The 20535-nt window shown below is 65.7% G+C and carries 22 protein-coding genes and 2 tRNA genes; 11 read left to right on the top strand and 13 right to left on the bottom strand.

Going from position 1 to position 20535, the window contains the following annotated elements; all coding sequences use genetic code 11:
• Positions 1-177: 177 nt before the first annotated feature.
• Entirely contained in the window at positions 178-843 is a 666-nt protein-coding gene (locus ACI2JO_RS03935; RefSeq protein ID WP_404719426.1) for a VIT family protein, read from the top strand.
• Positions 844-884: 41 nt separating this feature from the next.
• Here ACI2JO_RS03935 and ACI2JO_RS03930 read toward each other — a convergent pair whose 3' ends face one another.
• The gene (locus ACI2JO_RS03930) at positions 885-1838 is read right to left on the bottom strand and encodes a L,D-transpeptidase family protein (RefSeq protein ID WP_404720317.1); all 954 of its coding nucleotides are present in this window, start codon (positions 1836-1838) and stop codon (positions 885-887) included.
• A gap of 353 nt (positions 1839-2191) precedes the next feature.
• On the opposite strand from ACI2JO_RS03930, the gene ACI2JO_RS03925 reads away from it, so the two are divergent.
• The 3 genes from ACI2JO_RS03925 (at position 2192) to ACI2JO_RS03915 (ending at position 4923) form a co-directional block, all read left to right on the top strand.
• Entirely contained in the window at positions 2192-2974 is a 783-nt protein-coding gene (locus tag ACI2JO_RS03925; protein ID WP_404719425.1) for a universal stress protein, read from the top strand.
• Between the two features lie 2 nt (positions 2975-2976).
• On the top strand, positions 2977-4626 hold the full coding sequence (locus tag ACI2JO_RS03920; RefSeq protein ID WP_404719424.1) for an MBL fold metallo-hydrolase: 1650 nt from the start codon (positions 2977-2979) through the stop codon (positions 4624-4626).
• A gap of 108 nt (positions 4627-4734) precedes the next feature.
• A complete protein-coding gene (locus ACI2JO_RS03915) occupies positions 4735-4923 on the top strand; it encodes a hypothetical protein (RefSeq protein WP_404719423.1) in 189 nt (62 codons plus the stop codon).
• Positions 4924-4987: 64 nt separating this feature from the next.
• On the opposite strand, the gene ACI2JO_RS03910 is transcribed toward ACI2JO_RS03915, so the two are convergent.
• The 6 genes from ACI2JO_RS03910 to ACI2JO_RS03885 all read right to left on the bottom strand — a co-directional run bounded on the left by ACI2JO_RS03910 (position 4988) and on the right by ACI2JO_RS03885 (position 11001).
• A tRNA-Lys gene (locus ACI2JO_RS03910) sits at positions 4988-5063 on the bottom strand.
• Positions 5064-5163: 100 nt separating this feature from the next.
• Positions 5164-6276, bottom strand: coding sequence for a rod shape-determining protein RodA (gene rodA / locus ACI2JO_RS03905; protein WP_404719422.1), 1113 nt, complete (start codon positions 6274-6276; stop codon positions 5164-5166).
• Positions 6273-8402: a penicillin-binding protein 2 gene (gene mrdA, locus ACI2JO_RS03900; protein ID WP_404719421.1), complete on the bottom strand. Its 2130-nt coding sequence runs from the start codon at positions 8400-8402 to the stop codon at positions 6273-6275. The genes rodA and mrdA overlap by 4 nt, the downstream gene beginning before the upstream one ends.
• A complete protein-coding gene (locus tag ACI2JO_RS03895; RefSeq protein WP_404719420.1) occupies positions 8399-8908 on the bottom strand; it encodes a rod shape-determining protein MreD in 510 nt (169 codons plus the stop codon). The genes mrdA and ACI2JO_RS03895 overlap by 4 nt, the downstream gene beginning before the upstream one ends.
• Positions 8905-9807, bottom strand: coding sequence for a rod shape-determining protein MreC (gene mreC / locus ACI2JO_RS03890; protein ID WP_404719419.1), 903 nt, complete (start codon positions 9805-9807; stop codon positions 8905-8907). The genes ACI2JO_RS03895 and mreC overlap by 4 nt, the downstream gene beginning before the upstream one ends.
• 153 nt (positions 9808-9960) lie before the next feature.
• Positions 9961-11001, bottom strand: a complete 1041-nt coding sequence (locus tag ACI2JO_RS03885) for a rod shape-determining protein (RefSeq protein WP_404719418.1) — start codon at positions 10999-11001, stop codon at positions 9961-9963.
• 140 nt (positions 11002-11141) lie between these two features.
• Between ACI2JO_RS03885 and mutL the strand changes: the two genes are divergently transcribed.
• Positions 11142-13019, top strand: coding sequence for a DNA mismatch repair endonuclease MutL (gene mutL, locus ACI2JO_RS03880; RefSeq protein WP_404719417.1), 1878 nt, complete (start codon positions 11142-11144; stop codon positions 13017-13019).
• A 67-nt stretch (positions 13020-13086) separates the two neighbouring features.
• Here mutL and ACI2JO_RS03875 read toward each other — a convergent pair whose 3' ends face one another.
• A complete protein-coding gene (locus ACI2JO_RS03875; protein ID WP_404719416.1) occupies positions 13087-14478 on the bottom strand; it encodes a methyl-accepting chemotaxis protein in 1392 nt (463 codons plus the stop codon).
• Between the two features lie 311 nt (positions 14479-14789).
• Between ACI2JO_RS03875 and ACI2JO_RS03870 the strand changes: the two genes are divergently transcribed.
• From ACI2JO_RS03870 to ACI2JO_RS03845, 6 genes are all read left to right on the top strand, one after another.
• Positions 14790-15059 carry a hypothetical protein gene (locus tag ACI2JO_RS03870; protein ID WP_404719415.1) on the top strand — a complete coding sequence of 90 codons (270 nt, stop codon included), beginning with the start codon at positions 14790-14792 and terminating at the stop codon, positions 15057-15059.
• 174 nt (positions 15060-15233) lie between these two features.
• Complete coding sequence (locus ACI2JO_RS03865; RefSeq protein ID WP_404719414.1) at positions 15234-15380, top strand: lmo0937 family membrane protein; 147 nt, start codon at positions 15234-15236, stop codon at positions 15378-15380.
• A gap of 294 nt (positions 15381-15674) precedes the next feature.
• Positions 15675-15803, top strand: coding sequence for a hypothetical protein (locus tag ACI2JO_RS03860; protein WP_404719413.1), 129 nt, complete (start codon positions 15675-15677; stop codon positions 15801-15803).
• Between the two features lie 96 nt (positions 15804-15899).
• The gene (locus ACI2JO_RS03855; RefSeq protein WP_404719412.1) at positions 15900-16154 is read left to right on the top strand and encodes a hypothetical protein; all 255 of its coding nucleotides are present in this window, start codon (positions 15900-15902) and stop codon (positions 16152-16154) included.
• A gap of 368 nt (positions 16155-16522) precedes the next feature.
• The gene (locus ACI2JO_RS03850; RefSeq protein ID WP_404719411.1) at positions 16523-17710 is read left to right on the top strand and encodes a DUF2252 family protein; all 1188 of its coding nucleotides are present in this window, start codon (positions 16523-16525) and stop codon (positions 17708-17710) included.
• Positions 17711-17730: 20 nt separating this feature from the next.
• Positions 17731-17937 carry a helix-hairpin-helix domain-containing protein gene (locus tag ACI2JO_RS03845; RefSeq protein ID WP_404719410.1) on the top strand — a complete coding sequence of 69 codons (207 nt, stop codon included), beginning with the start codon at positions 17731-17733 and terminating at the stop codon, positions 17935-17937.
• Positions 17938-18043: 106 nt separating this feature from the next.
• Here ACI2JO_RS03845 and ACI2JO_RS03840 read toward each other — a convergent pair whose 3' ends face one another.
• The 5 genes from ACI2JO_RS03840 to dapB form a co-directional block, all read right to left on the bottom strand.
• On the bottom strand, positions 18044-18532 hold the full coding sequence (locus ACI2JO_RS03840) for an integrase core domain-containing protein (RefSeq protein ID WP_404719409.1): 489 nt from the start codon (positions 18530-18532) through the stop codon (positions 18044-18046).
• A gap of 63 nt (positions 18533-18595) precedes the next feature.
• Positions 18596-18672: transfer RNA gene (locus ACI2JO_RS03835), tRNA-Arg, on the bottom strand.
• A 61-nt stretch (positions 18673-18733) separates the two neighbouring features.
• The gene (locus ACI2JO_RS03830; RefSeq protein WP_404719408.1) at positions 18734-19102 is read right to left on the bottom strand and encodes a hypothetical protein; all 369 of its coding nucleotides are present in this window, start codon (positions 19100-19102) and stop codon (positions 18734-18736) included.
• A 2-nt stretch (positions 19103-19104) separates the two neighbouring features.
• Positions 19105-19761 (bottom strand): endonuclease III, encoded by a 657-nt coding sequence (gene nth, locus ACI2JO_RS03825; RefSeq protein WP_404719407.1) that lies wholly within the window; start codon positions 19759-19761, stop codon positions 19105-19107.
• Positions 19758-20486 (bottom strand): 4-hydroxy-tetrahydrodipicolinate reductase, encoded by a 729-nt coding sequence (dapB, locus tag ACI2JO_RS03820; protein ID WP_404719406.1) that lies wholly within the window; start codon positions 20484-20486, stop codon positions 19758-19760. Before dapB ends, nth begins: the two co-directional genes overlap by 4 nt.
• Between the last annotated feature and the right edge of the window lie 49 nt (positions 20487-20535).

The following is a 20535-nucleotide window of genomic DNA, read 5'->3' as shown; positions in this document are numbered from 1 at the left end:
TCAGATCGCTCGAGAGTGACCTGTGGCCGCTCCTGATCATGCTGGCGACACCGGAGTGAGGAGCTTGGCGACAAGCCGGGAGAGCATCTTCCCGACAACGCAGATCCGTCGTGGTCCTCAACCAAACGGAGCGGGGATACAACTGTGTCGAGACTGAAGCATACCGAACGCCATCTTATGGCACGCATCGGCTGGCTACGTGCGGCGGTCCTCGGGGCGAACGACGGGATCGTCTCCACCGCCAGCCTGATCATCGGCGTCGCTGCCGCGGGTGCTGCGCGGGGGGAGATCGTGGTCGCCGGAGCCGCGGGGCTGGTGGCGGGCGCCATGTCCATGGCGGCCGGCGAATATGTCTCGGTCAGTTCGCAGGCGGATACCGAGCGGGCTGACCTTGCTCGTGAACAAGCCGAGCTCCTGGCGGATCCCGCGGCAGAGCATGCGGAGTTGACAGATCTCTACGTCAACAGAGGATTGGAACGGCAGGTTGCGTCGACCGTCGCCGATCAGCTGATGGCTCGCGACGCGCTCAATGCCCACGCCAGGGACGAGCTCAACATCACCGATCTGACCACGGCCCGACCGGTCGTGGCAGCAATGGCCTCTGCTGCGACCTTCACGGCCGGCGCGGCGCTCCCCTTATGCCTCGTCCTCATTCTGCCCGTGTCAATCCTGATCGCAGTGGAGGTGTGCGGATCTTTGCTTTTTCTGGCTGCTCTGGGCGCTGTCGGGGCGAGGGCGGGCGGCGCTCCCATGTTCACGGCGAGCACACGTGTCGTATTTTGGGGAGGACTGGCCATGGCGGTCACTGCCGGGATCGGACGGCTGGTCGGCACCGCAGTCTGACAGGACTACCCGGCGCACGCGGCAACCGGCTCGATCACCTTTCAGTCTTTCGGTACCAGGTCACCGTAGTTGGCGGGTGCTGTCGCAAGCGTGTCCGGTGTGACGATGATCGTCGCGCCGAGCGCTAAGACGCTCTCAATGCGGATCCTGTCTTCCTCGCCCAGCTGGAACTGTTGCGAAAGCAACTCCGTGCCAGTGAGAACCTGTCCGGGGAGCGCGACGCGCTCCCAACGTCGTCCTTCCGTATTGATCGCGGCGAGACGGTAGAGAAACGCCCGAGGGATGTCGCCACCGACGATCACCGGCATCCGGCCGATCACCCGAGCGTTGCGCAGGACGACCAGTTGGTGATCGGTGGAGCTGATGACGACCGAGACCGGACCAGCTGGAGCAACGTCCGGGCGCCAGAAGGCGCTCGTCGCGAGCGGGTCTGGCGTCGGGGCCTGTGCTATCGGAAGCGGGCTGCTGACCGGGGCAATGGCCGGAAGTAGTATCTGGTCCGTCACGACGACGATCATGCCGAGGCGGGTCGCCTCGAACAGGAGCGCCGCGAATCTGGACGGCAACCGAATGCATCCGTGCGATGCCGGGTACCCTGGCAGCTGTCCGGCGTGCAGCGCTACGCCGTCCCACGTAAGCCGCTGCATGAACGGCATCGGGGCATCGTCATAGAGGCTCGAGAAGTGAACCCGGTTCTTCTGGAGTACGGCGAAGACGCCGGTCGGAGTCCGATGGCCCTTGCGGCCCGTCGACACGGTCGTCACGGCGATCGCGACCCCGTTGCGGTAGAGCACCGCTCTTTGTGTCTGCCGATTGACGATCATCAGCATTGGTCCGGCGGGTGCGACTTGCGGGGCCCACAGAAAGTCGCCTGGACGCAAAGCGCGCGCTACGGAGGCGACGGAACCTAGCTCCAGCGACGGTTGATTTTCAGGGCTACTGGACACCGCTGCCGACGGACTAGCGGCCTGCAGCGATGACAGGGCTATCGCCATAGCTACCAGTGATCCGAGCATTTGCCGACCGCCTCCACGTTCCTGACTGGAAGTATCTTTCCGCCACGGTCAGCCAGCGGTCAGTACGCAATTCGCCGTAGATTTGCTTCGGTCTCCAACTCATCCGCGATCCGATGGGTGCCGTCGCACTGACGTCGCGCACTCGACTTCCGGCATTCTGGGCGTAGCTCGTCATTTCTGACCGGAATGGTCGCGCAGGCGTTTGTGGGGGTGGGATCGGTCACCGCCGACGCCAACACGGTCGTAGAATCACGTAGAGCAGTAGCCGAGGCGGCCGCCTAGGTCTGGCTTATCGTGATGGGGAGGCCGGTATGACCGAGACTATCCTGGCTGTGGTGGAGGATGTCGATAAGGCACGAAGCTTTATCGACGCAACACTCACGCTCGTGGAGTTCCGGCACGCCCACCTCGTGGTCGAGCTGCTCGCGCCCGTGCCGCTCTTGTCTCCGGCGTCGGCCCCGCTCGGTGCCGTCTACGCCCTGGCTGACGAGGTCGAGCATAGAGCTTGGTTCACGCGCGCTGACCTGTTGACGCGGCTGCCGGCCGAATGCACGGCCGAGGTGCTGACGCAGGTCGACGGATCGGCTTTTCTTGCCGGTGATCTCCGCCGCACGGCGCCTGTCACCGACCTCGTCACGGTCGGGCCTCCGGAAAGTTGGACCAGCGACCAGCTGCGGCAGCGGACGGTTGAGGCGCTGCTGATGTTTGCGGGAGCACCGATGTTGCTTCTGCCTCCCGGTCGCTCCGTGCGGCGGATCAACCATGCTGTAATCGGTTGGAAAGTGGGGACGCCCGCCACGCGCGCTTTGCGTGAGCTTGTCCGCCTTGCCGCGCCAGGCGCGAGGATCGATGTTGCCGTCGTCACGAACGAGACGATGCCCGATCTCCAGGGCGTGACCAACTATCTGGGCCGGCACGGGTTCGCGGCCGAGCCGCATGTCCTAGCGCACGACGAGCGCACCGCCGATACATTGCAGGCGTTCGCACTCGATCGCGGCGCGGACCTGCTTGCCGTCGGGGGCTACACGCATTCCCGTGCTCGCGAGGCAATCTTCGGCGGCGTCACGCGGACGCTAGTCGACGATCCCCGCACTCCCGTGCTGATAGTGCATTGAGTGTGGCGGCTGACCAGCAGGTAGGTGCCCCCACCGTTACCGTTCACGGCGCCGCACGCACGGTGACCGGCTCGTGCTACGAAATCCGCTGTGGCGGACACGCCGTGCTGGTGGATTGCGGGCTGTTCCAGGGGCCGCGCAGCCTAGAGGCGCTGAACTTCGAGCCGTTCGCCTTCGTCCCCGCACGCATTGATGCCGTGGTTCTTACTCATGCCCATATCGACCATAGCGGCCTGCTGCCGCGTCTCGTTGCAAACGGTTACGAAGGCAACATCTGGTGCACAGCGGCGACTGGCGACCTGCTCGCGCCTATGCTGGCCGACGCCGGGCGCATCCAGGAGTGGGCGGCCGAGCGGCGAAACCGGAGGCCGGATCGGCGCGACCAGCGTCCCGTCGATCCCATCTACACCGAGGCCGATGCGGTCACCGCGGCGATGCGGGGGAGGGCGGTGGCGCTGGAGAGTTGGTTCGAGCCTGCGCCCGGATTTCGCGCCCGTCTCTGGAACGCTGGGCACATTCTCGGGTCAGCGTCGGTCGAAGTGGAAGTCGGGGGTGTGCGCTTGCTCTTCTCGGGCGACATCGGGCCCGAATGGAAAAGCCTTCATCCCGATCCGTCTGCACCGGCTGGATTCGATCACGTATTCTGCGAGAGCACTTATGGCGACCGCGGAAGGGCGACCGTCACGGCCGAAGAGCGTCGGGCGCTACTCGCGGCGGAGGTGCGCGATGCGCTTGATCGTGGCGGCAACCTAGTGATCCCCGTGTTCGCCGTCGAGCGCACGCAGGAGCTGATGCTCGACCTGGCCGTGCTGCTCGGACGCGGGGCGCTCGACCGGGCGAGCGTGTTCGTCGACTCGCCGCTCGCTAGTCGGGTCACGGGCGTGTTCCGGCATCATGCCGCGGAGCTCGAAGACGTCGACGGCACTGGCGCCTTTGATCGCGCCGACTTCCACTTCACCGACGCCGCGATCGAGTCGATGCGTTTGAACGATATGTCGGGCGCCGTCATTATGGCCGCGTCCGGCATGTGCGAGGCGGGCCGGATCCGACACCATCTTCTGCACAACCTGCCAAGAGAGGACTCGACGATCCTGTTCGTCGGCTTCCAGGCGGCAGGCACGCTGGGGCGGACCATCCTGGATGGCGCGGGCTGGGTTCGCCTCTCCGGGCGCGACGTTGCGGTCAGGGCTCGCGTCCGGCGCATCGACAGCTATTCGGCACACGCCGACCAGGGCGAGTTGCTGCGCTGGATCGAGGCTCGTCGTCCGATCGCGGGCGGTCTCTTCCTCACCCATGGCGAGGAGGGCGCTATCCATGCGCTGGCGGAACTCGCCAAGACCGCGGCGCCGGCAGTGGTTGCGCCGCGCATCGGCGAGACTTGGTCGCTACCAAAGGGCCGCAAGCCTGCGCTGGCAGGCGAAGGCCGAGCCGATCTCGGCGGCGTGCTCTCGCGCGACTGGCAAAACGACTATGCCGACTTCGCCGCCAATCTCAAAGGCAGGCTCGTCGCCATCGGTGATGACGGCCGCCGCCGCGAGGCGATCGCGGCAATGGGCCGCGTGCTTGCCGACTGGCGCTCCCGCCATCCCAACACACGTGGCCCCCGTCGCGACCGAGTGGGTCCTGGCGGCGGGGGGGCATTGAGGGCATGAGCTCAGCAAGCATTTCCGAGAGGCCGGACCCTGCTTTCCTGCTCGGTCACGGCGACGTACCTACTCGCATCCGTTTTCAGTGCAGCGACAAACTGAAACGAAGCGTTGTTGATCGAGGCCATTGTCGAACAGGCGAAGGCGCCGGCGCTAAGTTCTCGAGCTACCGATCTGCTCGGTGGCGATGCCACGGCTCACGCCCACACCCGGTATACTCGAAGCCATCGATTCGATCGCACGCTGCGCCTCGAACTGATGATGGCCTGGCACCACCACCACCGACCTCTGGTAATCAGCTGATACCTAGCCCGTTACCTAATGGGAACCTGGCGAGCGGCCAAGTAGGCGTAAGTTATTGAAACTATGGTGGACGCACTTGGGCTCGAACCAAGGACCCGCTGATTAAGAGTCAGCTGCTCTACCAACTGAGCTATGCGTCCAGTGACCGTGGGAGAAGCGTTTCCGAAGAACCGCCCCGCGATCGGGAAGCGCGCCTCTAACAGCGCTTCCCGGATTCGCAAACCCCTTTTTTTATTTTTTTCACCAGCGCATCGGCTGGCGCGTCGAGATCGAGCGGTCGATGCCCATCAGGATGCCGAGCGAGATCAACACCGTCATTTGCGCCGAGCCGCCAAAACTGACCAAAGGCAAGGGGATACCGACGACCGGCGCCAGCCCCATCACCATCATCAGGTTGATCGCCATGTAGAAGAAAATCGTCGTCGCCAAACCGGCTGCCGCGAGCTTGGCGAAGCGGTCCTCGGCGCGCACGCCGACGTTCACCCCCCAACGAATCACCAGCAGGAAGCCGATGATCAGGAAGGCGCCGCCCGCGAGCCCCCATTCCTCCGCCATCGTTGCGAAGACGAAGTCGGTGTGGCCCTCCGGCAGATAGTCGAGATGGCTCTGCGTGCCTTGCAGGAAGCCCTTGCCGAACAGCCCGCCCGAGCCGATCGCAATCTTCGACTGGCTGATGTGATAGCCGGTGCCGAGCGGGTCGCTCTCCGGGTCCATGAAGATCAGGATGCGGTGGCGTTGGTAATCGTGGAGCACATAGTTGAAGGCGAGCGGGATCGCGGTCGCTACCGCCAGCGCGCCGCCGACGAACAAGCGCAGCGGCACTCCCGAAAGGAACATCACCGTCGCGCCGCCCGCGCAGATCATCAGCCCGGTGCCCAGATCGGGCTGCATCATCACGATCAGTGCGGGCATCCCGATCAGAACCGCCGCCGGCCAGACCGCCTGAAAACGACGCGTTTCGGCGGCGGGCAGCATGTCGTAGAAGCGCGCGAGCGCCAGCACGATCGCCAGCTTCATCGTTTCGGACGGCTGGATACGGATCGGGCCGAAACCCAGCCAGCGCTGGCTTCCGCCACGCACCGCGCCGAGCAGTTCGACAAGGACCAGCAGGATCAGAAACGTGCCATAGATGTAGAAGGCGGATTTCTTCCACCAGTCGAGCGGCACGCGCGACAACGCCACCGCACCCACCATGAACACCGCGAAACGCACCCCCTGCGGAATGACCCAGGGACGCAGGCTGCCACCGGCGGCGGAATAGAGGACGACCAGCCCGAACCCGCCGATCGCGGTGACGAGCAACAGCACGCGCCACGGCAGCACCGCCAGCGGCGCGGGGACGAAGCCGCTCATCGCGGCGGCTCCGGCGCGGGATCGAGCGGCGCGGAGCGGCGCTCGCCCTCGGTTTCCGGCTCGGGTGAGCCGGTGCGCGCGGGGCCGCCGCTGGTGGCGATGTCACGCGCGGTCGCCTCGGCGCTGGCGTTCGAGGCGTCGGTGGCGGCCTCAACCGCGGGTGAATTCGACGCGGGCACGTCGTCGTCGTCGACGACCGGCGGAGCGGGCGCATGGGCCGCGCGGTAACTGGCGCGCTGGGCGGCCATGCGCGCGGCGATGTCGCCACCCCAGGTCGGCTCGACCTCGGCGAGGCTCTTCATCGCCCGGTCGCGGTCGAACAGATAGGTCATGATGTCGCGCCCGATCATCGGCGTGTCGAGGTTCCGGACGGTATGGCCGTTATGCTCGAGCACCACCGCCGCAGCATAGCGCGGATTGTCATAGGGGGCGAAGCACACGAACAAGGCGTGATCGCGCAGCTTGAACGGCAATTGCCCGTTCTTGAGCACGCCCGACCGCCGCTCCGCCATCGTGATGCGGCGAACCTGCGCGGTGCCGGTCTTGGCGGCGATCGCGACACCGGGGACGAACATCCGCGCCGCGCCGCCGGTGCCGCCATGATTGACGACTCCGTCCATCGCTTCGCGGATGATACGGAAATGCTCGGGGTCGATCGGCAGCATCTCGGCCTGCGGCTTGAACGGATCGCGGATCAGCGTCGGCACCAGTCTGCGCCCCGATGCCAGCCGGCTGGCCATCACGGCCAGTTGCAGCGGGTTCGACAGCACGTAACCCTGACCGATCGAGGCATTGAGTGAATCGGCGACCTTCCAGTCCGTCTTGTACTTGCGCTGCTTCCACGCGCTGTCGGGAACGGTGCCGTAGCGTTGGGTCGAGAAGGGCAGGTCGAACTTCTGCCCAAGCCCCAGCTCGCGCGCGACCGGCGCGATTTTGTCGTAACCAACCCGGCGCACCATCTCGTAAAAATAGATGTCGCAGCTCTGCATGATCGCGTTTTTGAGATCGAGCGGACCGTGGCCGCCACGCTTGTGGCAGTGGAAGACGCCGTTGCCGACGCGCATCGCACCCGAGCAGAACACGCGCTCGTCCGCGCCGACCCCTGCGGCAAGCAGCGCAAGGCCGTTCATCGGCTTGACGGTCGAGCCCGGCGGATAAAGCCCCTGCGTCACCTTGTTCATGAGCGGGACGTGATCGTCTTCGCTCAGCATCTTCCATTCGAGCTGGCTGATGCCTTCGGAAAAGGTGTTGGGATCGTAGGCGGGCATCGACACCATCGCGAGCATCTCGCCATTGGTGCAGTCGAACACCACCGCGGAGCCCGAATTGGTGCCGAGCCGTCGCGCCGCATATTCCTGAAGGCCCGCGTCGATCGTCAGCCGCAGCGTGCGTCCCGGCTCGTCGGGACGGGTGGCGAGTTCCCTCACCAGCTTGCCGCGCGCCGTCACCTCGACGCGCTTGGCGCCGGCGGTGCCGCGCAGCAGCGGCTCCATGGTTTTCTCAAGGCCGTCCTTGCCGAGCTTGAAGCCCGGGGTGACATAGAGCGGGTCGCGGGTCTTCTTATATTGTTCGGCGGTCGCTGCGCCGACATAGCCGATCAGATGCGCGACCGCCGGGCCGGCGGGATAATGGCGTGCAAAGCCGCGCGTTGGCGCAACGCCGGGCAGTTCGGGCTGGCGGACCTGCACTGCGGCGAAGCGTTCCCAGTCGATGTTCTCGGCGATCTCGACCGGACGGAAGCCGGGGGCGTGTTCCAGCTCGGCGTTGATTTGCGCGAGATCCTCGTCGGTGAGGCCGAGCAGTCCGCGCAGATGCGCAAGCACGCGGTCCTTGTCCTCCAGCCGATCCGGAATGACGTCGACGCGAAAGTCGGTGCGGTTGCTGGCGATCGGCTGATTATGGCGGTCGACGATCCAGCCGCGACGGGGCGGGATCATCGTCATGCTGACGCGATTCTTCTCGGCGAGCAGATTGTAATGTTCGTTCTGGGTGATCGCGAGATAGCCCATCCGCCCGATCAGGAGCGCGCCAAGCCCGGCCTGCCCCGCCCCGAGCAGCCACGCACGGCGCGAGAAGCTGTAGCTCTGCGCCGCCTCGGTCATGATCTTCGGCGCGCGCGGCCTCATGGCGCGCGCCGCAGGTCGATCCAGGCGACCAGCCGCGCGGCGGCGGGGAAGAGTAGCACCGACATCATGATCTGCAGCAATAGCACGGTGTCGACATGAGCATCGAGCGGCGTCGCCACCAGTCGGCCGCCCAGCAGCACGAACGCGATCGCAAGCGCGGCAATCGCCCAGCTTTGCTTGAAGTCGCGCACGCCCGAACGCGCGTCGATCGCCTCGACCAGAAAATAGGCCAGCGTCCACAGCAACATCGCACTGCCCAGCGGCTGTCCGGAGAGCAGATCATCGAACAGCCCGAGCAACGCGGGCGCCCAGACGCGCAGCGAGAGCGGCGCCAGCAAGCGCCACGACAGCATCAGCAGCAGCCCGACCGGCGGCAACAGCGGCAGCGTTGCGCCCCACGGCAGGATCGTCACCAGCGAGCCGACCATCACCGTCGCCCACGGCAACAGCCGCGCGCGTCGACGGCCGAGCGGTTCCTCGAAGGGCGGGCGGGCAGGAAGCGTCACGGATCGGGGGTGGGCGTCGGAGTCGGTGTGGGAGCGGCTGTCGGCGTTGGTGGCGGGGGCGGCATGAACGCACGATGGACGATCGCGACATCCAGCGTGTCCGGCCGTGCGAACGGCCGTGCCGGTGCGCTGTCGGTGCCTCCGCGCAGCACGCGGGCGACGGGTACGCCGGGGACGAACATGCCGCCGGTGCCCGAGGTGACGAAGATGTCGCCGGGGCGGAACTTGCCATCGGCGGTGTCGATCGTGCGGATGTCGATCAAACCATCGCCGCGCCCTGCGGCCAGCGCCGGACGTCCGTCGCGCGAGCGGCGCACCGGCACCACGCTCTCGGCATCGGTGATCAGCAGCACGCGGGCGCTGTTCGGGCCGGTGTAGAGCACGCGTCCGATCAGCCCCTCCGGCCCCTGAACCGGCTGCCCCTCGGCCACGCCCTGCCAGGTCCCGGCGTTCAACAGCCCGTAGCGGCGCGTGCTCGACGCGCTGGTGCTGACGATCCGCGCAGTGGCGACCACCTGGGGGTTCTGATCACGCAGCGCCAGCAGCGCGCGTAGCCGGGCGTTCTCCAGCCGCGCCTGTCGCCCGACCAGCAACGCGCCGCGTGCGCGCTCCAGCCGCGCGCGCAGCTCCGCATTCTCGTCATGGACCCGCCACCACGTCCCGATCTCCTCGGGCACCGTGGCAACGGTGCGAACGATCGTGGCGGCGGCGGCGGAAACGGGAGCCGTCACTTCGGCGAGCGCCGCGCGCGCCATCGTGAAGGCAGCGGGGTTGAACGTCGACAGCGCGAGCAGCACCGCTCCCACCACCGCCCCGGCGATGCCGAGGATGTAGGTGACGAACAGTCCGTATTGCGCGCGCCGCGAAAAGCCGGGGCGCCGATCCCGCGACGGCGCCATTGCCGTCACCTCCCGCCTTGGTAATTAAAGTACGATGACGTCAGCTTTCGTCGTCACTGCGAGTGTGGCGAAGCGATCCAGGGCAGCGCGAGGAACACCGGATTGCCTCGCTACGCTTGCGATGACGGCGGTTGGGCGCGCCGTCATTGCGACTTACCCGTTCTGCAACACCGCGCGGAACAGTGGATCCTCCAGCGCGCGACCCGTGCCGATCGCGACGCAGATCAACGGTTCGTCCGCCACCGTGACGGGCAGACCGGTTTCGTCGCGCAACACCTCATCCAGCCCCTGCAGCAGCGCACCGCCGCCGGTGAGCACGATGCCTTGATCGACGATGTCCGCGGCCAGTTCCGGGGCGGTATTCTCCAGCGCGATGCGCACGCCGTCCACGATTGCGGCAACCGGCTCGCTGACCGCTTCGGCGATCTGCGCCTGGGTGATCTGGATTTCCTTCGGCACGCCGTTCACGAGATCGCGGCCCTTGATGTGAACGGTCTTGCCGATGCCGTCGACCGGCGGCTTGGCGCAGCCCAGTTCCTGCTTGATCCGCTCGGCGGTCGCTTCGCCGATCAACAGATTGTGGTTGCGGCGTACGTAGCTGACGATCGCCTCATCCATCTTGTCGCCGCCGACGCGCACCGAGGTGGTGTAGGCCAGACCGCGCAGTGACAGCACCGCGACCTCGGTGGTGCCGCCGCCGATATCGACCACCATCGAGCCGACCGGCTCCGTCACCGGCATGTCGGCGCCGATCGCCGCCGCCATCGGCTCCTCGATCAGATACACCGCGCTGGCACCGGCATTCTGCGCGGCGTCGCGGATTGCGCGGCGCTCGACCTTGGTCGATCCCGAGGGGACGCAGATCACGATCTCCGGCCAGCGCATGAAGCGCCTGCGCCCGTGCACCTTCTCGATGAAATATTTGATCATCTGCTCGGCCACGTCGATGTCGGCGATCACGCCGTCGCGCAGCGGCCGGATCGCCTCGATCGAGCCGGGCGTCTTGCCCATCATCAGCTTGGCGTCTTCGCCGACCGCCTTCACGCGCTTGACGCCGTTGATCGTCTCGACCGCGACCACCGACGGCTCGTTGAGTACGATGCCGCGGCCGCGTACATAGACGACCGTGTTCGCGGTTCCGAGATCGATCGCCATGTCGTGCGAGGTCATCTTGAACAGGCGCGAGAATATCATTGACGTTGTCGTCCGTGTCGTTGTCGCCGGATTGAGGGCGCCGGCAGTGATCGTCCAAGTCCGCGCATCCCGCAGGAATCATGCTGGCGATGGTATCTGCGGGGTCGCGGGATGCCGCGGCTTGGTCTAGGTGCTGTCTCGTGTCAATACGCCGTCTCCCCTCGCATCTGGTCAACCGTATCGCCGCCGGTGAAGTGGTGGAAAGACCGGCCAGCGCGTTAAAGGAACTGGTCGAGAATGCGATCGATTCCGGCGCCACGCGCATCGCGGTGGTGCTGGCCGCGGGCGGGGTCGAGCGGATCGAGGTGGCCGACGATGGCTGCGGCATGGCCCCCGAGGAGATCGCGCTGGCGCTGGAGCGCCATGCCACCTCCAAGCTGCCCGATGAGGATATCGACCGGGTCGCGACGCTCGGTTTCCGCGGCGAGGCGCTGCCCTCGATCGCCTCGGTCGCGCGGCTGACGATCGAGAGCCGTCCGCGCGGCAGCGAGGGCTGGGCGCGGACGGTGGACAATGGCGTGCTCGAGCGCGACGGTCCCGCCGCGCTGCCACCGGGGACGCGCGTCGTGGCCGAGGCGCTGTTCGCGCAGGTGCCGGCGCGGCGCAAGTTCCTGCGCTCTTCCCGATCGGAATATGCCGCCTGCCTCGACATCGTGCGGCGGCTGGCGATGGCGCGGCCCGATATCGCCTTTTCGCTGGAACATGACGGCCGGCGTGCCTTGTCGGTCGCGGCTGCCGAGAGCCGGCCGGCGCGGGTCGCGGCGCTGACCGATCGCGCGCTGGTCGACAATTCGGTCGCGATCGATCTGGAGCGCGACGGGCATGTGCTGGGCGGCGTCGCGGGGCTGCCGACCTTCCACCGCGGGGTGGCGGACCATCAATATCTGTTCGTCAACGGCCGTCCCGTGCGCGACCGGCTGCTGATCGGCGCGATCCGCGGCGCCTATGCCGAGATGATGCCGCGCGACCGTCATGCGGTGGTTGCGTTGTTTCTGGACGTGCCGCCGAGCGAGGTCGACGTGAACGTCCACCCTGCAAAGACCGAGGTGCGGTTTCGCGACCCGGCGCTGGTGCGCGGGATGATCGTTTCCGGCCTGCGCCGTGCGCTCGATGCAGCGGGGCACCGCGTCGCGCATTCGGCGCCCGCGGACATCATGGCGATGTGGGTGCCGGAGGCGCGTGGCCCCCGCCCCCTCGGGGAGGGGGTTGGGGGAGGGGCCGGTGTCTTACCGAGTGGTCCGTTCGTGGCAGCCCCTCACCCAACCAGCTTCGGGTCGACATCGCCCCGCGATGTCGAGAATATGCCGGGGGCATATTCGACCCAAAGCTCCCCGGAGGGGAGAGGGCTATCTTTGCATGACCAGCGTCCCACGTTCTTCGCCGCGCCGCCGGCCGCACGATCCGTCTCCGACTGGACCCCGCCCCCGGCGAAGACCGACTTCCCGCTCGGCGTCGCGCGCGGGCAGGTGGCCAAGACCTATATCGTCGCCGAGGCGGAGGACGGGCTGGTGCTGGTCGACCAACATGCCGCGCACGAACGGCTGGTGCTGGAACGGATGCGCGCCGCGCTGGCCGGCGGGCGCGTCGCGTCGCAGGCGCTGCTGATCCCCGAGGTGGTTGAGCTGGACGAGCCGGCGTGCGACCGTCTGGAGGCGCGCGTCGCCGAGTTGGCCGAGTTCGGGCTGGAGCTGGAGCGGTTCGGCGCCAGGGCGATGCTGGTGCGCGCAACCCCGGCATTGCTGGGCAGCGGCGATCCGAAGGGGCTCGTCATCGACCTTGCCGATGAACTGGCCGCTTATGATGAGGCGCTTAGCCTGCGCGAACGGCTCGACGCGATCGCGGGAACGATGGCGTGCCACGGCTCGGTGCGTGCGGGGCGGGTCCTGTCGCCGGCCGAGATGAACGCACTGCTTCGCGAAATGGAGGTCACGCCACATTCGGGCCAGTGCAATCACGGGCGCCCGACATGGGTGAAGCTCGACCTCAAGAGCGTGGCGAAGTTGTTCGGGCGATCGTAGGATCTTGCGAGATCGTCGAGGAATTCAGGGTGGCGAGGGTGCTCGCATCCTCCGGGACGCCCGCCGCCTAGCCCTGATCCTTGTACGCCATTTGCAGAATGCCCCAGTGCGCGCCGTTGACATTGATCGAGGCGATCACCTGCTTGAGCAGGATCACGCTGCCGTCCGAGGCGAGGCGGCGGTAGGCCTTGAGGCAGAAAGGCTTGGTGATCTTCACCTGCTCTTCGGTATCCGGAAAATGGAAGAAGACGCCAGCCCGGGAATATTCGGTGTTCCACGCGCGTTGACCCGCCCGCTGTGGCAGCGAGCGTTCCGGCATCGCCACCGCGCCGAAGCAGCGGCGGTCGGTAAAGCTCATCCCGAAGAAGCCGGGGAAGGCGCGGGCCGCCTCCTGGTGCGGGCGTGCGAGTGCCGTAATCGTCGCCATCGCGGGATGGGTGAATAGCGGCGGATCGCTGCCGTCGACAGGGGTATAGGCATCGCCGAGGATCGCCGTCTGCTCCAGCGCCCCCGATGCCACCGCCTGCGCCAGCCCTTCGGACACCTGCCGTGCCGCGGCGATCGCGAAGTGAATGTACGGGCGATCGGGTGTTTCGGCGTCGCTCTCGGCAAGCAACTGGAGCAGATCGTTGGTATCGTCGCTGACCGTCGTCAGCCGCTGCGACAGGCGTTGCAGCCCGGTGGCGTTGTCGGCCGACGTTTCGGACAAGCGGCCCAGCCCCGTCTTCACCTCCACCACCGCCGACAGCATCGAGCCGATCCGCCGCACAACGCTGTCGCTGTTGCGTTCCAGCCCGTCCATCAGCCCGCGAAGCTGGGCGACCAGCGCCTTAACCTCATGCGTGCCGCGGTGCGCAGAGCGCGCCTTGGTCACGCCCTGATCGACGCGCCCCAGCATCGCATCGGCCTGCGTGGTGAGTGCAAGGATCGACGTGTTGATCCGGGAGGTGGCGGCCGCGGTTTCCGACGCCAGCTTCTTGACCTCGCCCGCCACAACCGAAAAGCCGCGGCCGGCGCTGCCCGCGCGCGCCGCCTCGATGGTCGCGTTCAGCGCAAGCAGGTTGGTCTGCTTGGCGATCGCATCGATCGTCGCGGTCACGCGCCCGACTTCTTCCAGCGCCGAGGTAAAGGCGCCGAGGCTGTCATGAATGCGGCTGACCTGTGCGATCAGGTCGACCACGTCGCCCATGGCCGAGTCGATCTGGACGTGCGAGCTGGCGAGCAGGCCATGCGCGCCCGTTGTCGCTAGTGACGCCTCGCGCGCGGTGTCGGCGACGTTCTCGACATCGTCCGTAAGGCTGCTGGTCTGCGCACCGACGCTTTCGATAGTCTGCGCCTGCGCGGTGACACGCGTGGACAGTTCGGAAATGTCCGCCTGAAGGTCGAGCGTCCTAATTCCCAGCTCGCCCGCGACCCGCGAAGCTCCGGTAATTGTTTGATCCAGCGTCAAATTCGCCACCTCCGCCCCGAGCGTTAGCGGCAGATGGTTAACGATTGATCGAAGCTTGGGTGGGGTCGCAGCACAACAGGAGAAATTTCGTGGGCAATGGTGGAGAAGCTGGCGCACCCGACAGGATCATAGCTTGATGCTCGCGGTTGTCCCTTGCACATCGGGCACCTGGCATCGCGTGTCCCATTCCGAGGCTGAAGCGGGATGATGTCGAAAGCATGAGGGCTGTTCGAGCCGTCGCAGTTTGCCAAGCCGGAACCATCCGCAGGTAGCCGCACTTCTACGCACTTAAGGTTTCACCTGTCTTGAAGGGGTCTTTGATGAAGAAGGTTTTTGCGATCGCACTGTTGGCTGGGGTGGCGTCGCTCAGCGCCTGCAATTCAAGCCCGCGCGAGCAGAAGGCCGACAACATCGAGGCGAACGCCGATGCGGTTGCAGATAACCTCGAAGACGCGGCAGACAATGTCGACAACGACGCCGTCGAGGATCGCCTTGAGAACAAGGCCGATGCAGTTCGCGAGCTTGGCGAGAAGAAGGCCGACGACATGCGCACCCATGACGCCGACACCAACCTGAAGAACGGCATCTAGGCTAGAGCGAGCAGAGCGGGCTGCTCCCAAGCGCGGCTCGAACTGGGGGGCGTCCAAACGGGCGCCCCTTTCGCGTTTGCCGTCATTCATGCTCCGTCAGGGAACGCTTTGCCGCTTCAATTATTTCAAAGTGTGTCTGCCCTGCTGGCCGGCGTATGAACGAGAGGATTTGCTATGTTGTGGACCATTGCAGTGATTCTGCTGGTATTGTGGCTGCTCGGCTTCTCGCTTCACGTCGCCGGCGGCCTCATCCACATCCTGCTCGTGATCGCCGTTATCGTCGGGCTGGTTCAGCTGTTCTCGGGGCGACGCTCCGTGTAAGCAGCGGCGGGCAGCCTTGAAGCCTGTGGCCAGCGCGGCTCATCTCGCGCGCTGGCACACCGAAGGCTGAGGCAATCGCGCTATAAGGCTCACGCCGATTAGATCCTTGCCGCTGCTATCGCGCTTCAGCTCCGGCCAGATGGTGGATTGGTGCAAGCGTTGAACGCCAGGCCACTGTCTTTCGCAATCTCCGCATAGTGCTCTGCTGTACGGATATGAATGGCGCGCACCTCTTCAATTGGCGACTGGACGGCTAAGGCGACGTGACGCGCTACCACATCTCTTGGATCGTCGATGAAAGGGTTCTTCGACATCGTGTCATCTCTTGTCACTGGCCGCATCAACACCACCAAGCGAGCCAACGCCGTTGTGCTCTTCAAAGTTGCGACGCTGGCGCAGTTCATGATCGGGAGCGGTGATTGAGCCTGCCCATATAGACGAGCGAGATTGAACGGGTCGTTGGCTACTAACCGGGCGTTCGAAGAGCGGTGGTCGTCGTCAACAACAGGAGAGAGCACCATGGCCGATCACGATAATGCCAGCGATGGCGCTAACCCTGCGAGCGACATCAAGGCGCAGAATCCGACCGGAACGACGACCGAAGATATCGCTCACGGAACGGGACAAAGCCGGGCAGGAGTTAGTGAAGGCGCTGACGCCCATGAGGACGGCTCAGCGAAGGACGAAAGCGAGCAGGGCGGTGGCGACACGAAGACGCAGGACCGTGCGAAAGCCGGGCGAGACGGCATGGATCCAAACGCCGGGCAGGAGTGATCAGAGCGATGCGTCCGAGCGAGGTCTAGCTATCAACCCTGTCGCCGTTACGCGGGTAGCTGCCTTCAACCCGATCTAGCCGGGCAAGCAGATCATCAAACTCGATCGTGCCTTGGACGCGGAAACTACGAGCAAGACCTTGGCCGAGCACGTTCATGTCGTGCTCAGGCAATCGCTCATTGGATGAAGTTGATCTGGGCCGCATCCGTCACGAACGCGCGGATCTTCCGGGCGTGCCCGAACAAGTTGCTGACGTAGGTCAAGCGAAAGCGGTGCCTGTGGGCTAATCCTTATCAGGAGCAATCTTTTGTCACCAACCCTTTGAGGGTGCGTTGATGACCTAGATACAAAATCGAGGTTGCTCGTTGATGCCGTCGCCTGCCGATCGTCACGCCGTTCTTGAAGCCAGTCGTACCCTCAAGATGGCCCGCTCAGCCCACGCCTACGTCCGAGGTAACACCGCCAAATTCTACGAGTGGCTGGCAGCCTGTTCCGCGGCGGCGCGCGTGCCAGACGGACCCGCAATCTGGATTTGCGGAGACTGCCACCTCGGTAACCTTGGCCCGATCGCGAACGGTGACGGACGGGTTGAGGTGCAAATCCGCGATCTCGACCAGGCCGTGATCGGCAATCCCGCGCACGACTTGATCAGGCTCGGTTTATCACTCGCCACCGCTGCCCGCGGCTCCGATCTGCCGGGCGTGACGACGGCGCGCATGATGGAGGAGATGGTCGAGGGCTACGCCGCCGCGATCCACGACCCGACCAGCGGCGATCCCGGCGTGGAGCCTGATGTCGTGCGCAGCATCAAGCGTCGTGCAATCGGTCGCCGTTGGCGTCACCTCGCCAGAGAGCGCCTTGATGCGGTTGAGCCTCAAATCCCACTTGGCAAGAAGTTCTGGGCGCTATCGGAGGAAGAACGCGGCGCGCTCAAGGCGCTTTTCGAAGACCCGCATGTCGCGCACATGATCCTGTCGCTCAAGGGCAAGCCCGCCGATCGCGAGGTGCGCTTGGTCGACGCGGCATATTGGATGAAGGGCTGCAGCTCGCTCGGCCTTTTACGCTATGCGGCGATCGTCGCTTTGAAGAACAGCAAGGGGCGCTGGTCCTATGCGCTCATTGATTTGAAGGAGGCGGTCGATCCGGTGGCCCCGGCTGCCGTCAGTGGAAAGATGCCGGAGGATAATGGCCAGCGCGTTGTCGCAGCAGCGCGTGCGCTTTCTCCGCATCTGGGCAGTCGGGTGATGGCGGTACGGATGCTGGATCGTTCGCTGTTCATCAGGGAGCTGGCCCCACAGGATTTGAAGCTGGAGATCGATCAATTCAGTCACGGGGAAGCGGTGCGATCGGCGCGCTATCTGGCCTTCGCGGTAGGCAGGGCCCATGCACGCCAGATCGACCTTACGACGAGAGAGGGTTGGCGCAACGTGCTTTGCGCCGATCGGCGCGGTGCGATCGATACGCCTTCATGGCTTTGGGAAAGTGTAGTCGCGCTCGCTGGTAGCCACGAGTCCGGCTATCTTGACCACTGTCGCCGTTACGCGCTTGCGGCATGAACCCACAGGAGAACGATGACGTGAGCAATCAATCCCTTGTCGATGTGAACACCGCCACAGCCGACGAGCTTGACCAAGTGCCGGGGCTGGAGGGGCACGGGTTCGAGATCGTGCGCTACCGCGGAGAGCGTGGCCGCTTCACCGATCTGCGTCAGCTCGACGAGGTGCCCGGACTTGCGGGCAAGGCCGATGATGGTCGCGCGTCGCTGACGGTCGGAGACGCGTAAGGCACGGAGCGGTTGAGCTCGACTCAGAGCGATCATGGCAGGATGTTAACCACAGCGGGCTATTTGCAACGGGCATCCATAAGGTCGGAGCGCCTGTATGATCGTCCTAGCCGGCTATGCCATCGGCTCCTTGTTCACGCTGGCCACTGTAGTGAAGGTTTGCCGCTCGCGTCAGCCAGCCTAGCGATGGTTGATGACGGCCATCGTCATAGTCGCGCCGCCTGGCCTCGATCACGGCCGAAACGTCCCCAACGGACAGGGGCCAATGCGTGTTCAGGCACTCGTTCCGACGGCGGCAAATGAACCGCTTCAAGAAGGCATTGTCGGCCGGCTTGGCCGGCTGGCTGAAGTCCAGCGTGACGCGACTCTCATACGCCCACCGGTCGACCGCCTTCGAGATGAACTCCGGACAATTGGCGACCCGTATGATCCGAGGCGCGCCGCGGATCGATGTGATCCGCGTCCTCACCTCGACCTTGATGCTCGAGTCGTCGTCAATCGCCAGCGCCTCGCGCGTGAACGCATCGACCACGGTCAGCGCCCGCAATTGCCGGCCATCGAGTAGCGCGTTGGAGGCGAAGTCCATCGACCACATCGCGTTGGCCGCGAAAGCCGCAGGTTGCGGGTCGCAGTTGGCGGGCGCCTGGACGGTTGTTGCTGGCGCACCCGACAGGATTCGAACCTGTGGCCTCTGCCTTCGGAGGGCAGCGCTCTATCCAGCTGAGCTACGGGTGCCGGTTCGGCTCGCCTAGCAGGGGTTAGCGCGCGGCGCTACCCGTTTTGACAGCCAAAATCGTCAGCGGACCAGCGTCACCGGCTGGAACGGCGCCAAGCCGCAGCTTGCGCCGCGTGTGGGGCCGCTGACGTAGAGGACCGTGATGAGGTCCTGTGCGCATAGCTGGCCGATCGATGTCGCATAGCCGAAGCGGCGTTCGCTCCCCAGACCCGGACAGCGTTGCGGCAAGGCGACGCGGTACAGGCGGCGACCCGTGGTGCGGAAATCGATCACTTGGTCGTTACGGACCAGCGTTTCCTCGATCGATGCGAGTGACAGGCACGTGCGGGTCGGCCCAGCGAGCTTGGCGGGCGGCACGTCGTCGGCGCGGTCGCGCGCTAGCGCCGGGGCGGCGGCGGTCAGCAGGACGGCAACGAACAACTGGCGCATCGTCAATCCTTTGTGCGGGCCGGCGGCGGCGGAGTCTTCGGCTTGAACGCGCAGAGGTCTGCGACGATGCAGCGCCAGCACTCGGGACGGCGTGCCTTGCAGACGTAGCGCCCGTGCAGGATGAGCCAGTGGTGCGCATGGACGCGGAACGGCGCGGGGGTCGCAGCGTCGAGGCGCTTCTCGACCGCGAGCACCGTCTTGCCCTTGGCGAGACCGGTGCGGTTGCCGACGCGGAAGATGTGCGTGTCGACCGCGAACGTCTCGGCACCGAAGGCGACGTTCATCACGACATTGGCCGTCTTCCGCCCGACCCCTGGCAGATTTTCCAGCGCCTCCCGGGTGTCGGGAACGTGGCCGTCGTGATCGTCGACCAGTGCCTGAGACAGCGCGATGACGTTCTTGGCCTTGGTATTGAACAGCCCGATCGTACGGATGTGCTGCTTCAGTCCGTCCAGGCCGAGATCGAGCATCTTCTGCGGCGTGTCTACCTCGGCGAACAGTGCGCGCGTGGCCTTGTTGACGCCGGCATCGGTCGCCTGCGCCGAGAGCACTACCGCAACCAACAGCGTGTAATCGTTGACCGATTCCAATTCGGTTTCGGGATGTGGATTGGCTTCGGCGAGGCGTCGGTAGAATTCGGCGACGTCGGCCTTCCTCAAAGCCCGAGCACCTCGGCCATGGCATAGCGGCCCGGTGCGCGGCCGGCGAGCCACAGCGCGGCCTTCACCGCGCCGCGCGCGAAGATCGTGCGGTCGTCGGCGCGGTGGCCGATCTCGATCCGCTCACCCTCGCCAGCGAAGACCACATTGTGGTCCCCGACCACCGATCCGCCACGTAAGCTGGCGAAACCAATGGTTCCTTCGCTGCGTGCGCCGACGAGCCCGGCGCGGCTGTCGACGCGGACTTCCGCCAGCCGCGTGTCACGTCCGGCGGCCGCCGCCTCGCCGAGCAGCAGCGCGGTGCCGGAGGGGGCGTCGACCTTGTGGCGGTGGTGCATCTCGGTGATCTCGATATCCCAATCCGCACCGAGCCGAGCCGCGGCCTCGCGTACCAGGACGCTCAACAGGGTCACGCCGAGTGACGTGTTGCCGGTCTGGAGCACCGCAATCGTCTCCGCGGCGCGTTCGATCAGCGTGTGGTGCGTCGCCAGGAGCCCGGTGGTGCCGATCACGATCGGTGTCCGCGCCGAAACTGCCGCGGCCAAATGCGATTCGAGCGCAGCCGGTGTCGAAAAATCGACCAGAACGTCGGCTGCGTGCGCGATCGGGAACGGATCGCTGCCCGCATCGGCGCCGCCGGCGATCGCCACCCCCTCACCGGCGGCGATCGTGGCGATCGCGCGGCCCATGCGGCCGTTGCTGCCATAGATGCCGATGCTGGTCATGCGGGGTCACTCTGCCGGGGTTTGTGTCGGACAAATCCCCTTTGCACGA

This window comes from Sphingomonas sp. NPDC079357 (genome assembly GCF_044901155.1).
Lineage (GTDB): Bacteria > Pseudomonadota > Alphaproteobacteria > Sphingomonadales > Sphingomonadaceae > Sphingomonas.
Note: the sequence above shows the minus strand (reverse complement) of the source record. Positions and strands in the feature narration are given on the sequence as shown.

What these genes read in the sequence shown, in the direction of transcription:
- ACI2JO_RS03865 (WP_404719414.1), top strand. Translation starts at nt 15,234, where the DNA reads ATGTTGTGGACCATTGCAGTGATTCTGCTGGTATTGTGGCTGCTCGGC.
- ACI2JO_RS03935 (WP_404719426.1), top strand. Translation starts at nt 178, where the DNA reads ATGGCACGCATCGGCTGGCTACGTGCGGCGGTCCTCGGGGCGAACGAC.
- ACI2JO_RS03840 (WP_404719409.1), bottom strand. Translation starts at nt 18,532, where the DNA reads ATGTGGTCGATGGACTTCGCCTCCAACGCGCTACTCGATGGCCGGCAA.
- dapB (WP_404719406.1), bottom strand. Translation starts at nt 20,486, where the DNA reads ATGACCAGCATCGGCATCTATGGCAGCAACGGCCGCATGGGCCGCGCG.
- rodA (WP_404719422.1), bottom strand. Translation starts at nt 6,276, where the DNA reads ATGAGCGGCTTCGTCCCCGCGCCGCTGGCGGTGCTGCCGTGGCGCGTG.
- mrdA (WP_404719421.1), bottom strand. Translation starts at nt 8,402, where the DNA reads ATGAGGCCGCGCGCGCCGAAGATCATGACCGAGGCGGCGCAGAGCTAC.
- ACI2JO_RS03885 (WP_404719418.1), bottom strand. Translation starts at nt 11,001, where the DNA reads ATGATATTCTCGCGCCTGTTCAAGATGACCTCGCACGACATGGCGATC.
- ACI2JO_RS03830 (WP_404719408.1), bottom strand. Translation starts at nt 19,102, where the DNA reads ATGCGCCAGTTGTTCGTTGCCGTCCTGCTGACCGCCGCCGCCCCGGCG.
- ACI2JO_RS03855 (WP_404719412.1), top strand. Translation starts at nt 15,900, where the DNA reads ATGGCCGATCACGATAATGCCAGCGATGGCGCTAACCCTGCGAGCGAC.
- mreC (WP_404719419.1), bottom strand. Translation starts at nt 9,807, where the DNA reads ATGGCGCCGTCGCGGGATCGGCGCCCCGGCTTTTCGCGGCGCGCGCAA.
- ACI2JO_RS03850 (WP_404719411.1), top strand. Translation starts at nt 16,523, where the DNA reads ATGCCGTCGCCTGCCGATCGTCACGCCGTTCTTGAAGCCAGTCGTACC.
- ACI2JO_RS03870 (WP_404719415.1), top strand. Translation starts at nt 14,790, where the DNA reads ATGAAGAAGGTTTTTGCGATCGCACTGTTGGCTGGGGTGGCGTCGCTC.
- ACI2JO_RS03930 (WP_404720317.1), bottom strand. Translation starts at nt 1,838, where the DNA reads ATGGCGATAGCCCTGTCATCGCTGCAGGCCGCTAGTCCGTCGGCAGCG.
- ACI2JO_RS03860 (WP_404719413.1), top strand. Translation starts at nt 15,675, where the DNA reads ATGAAAGGGTTCTTCGACATCGTGTCATCTCTTGTCACTGGCCGCATC.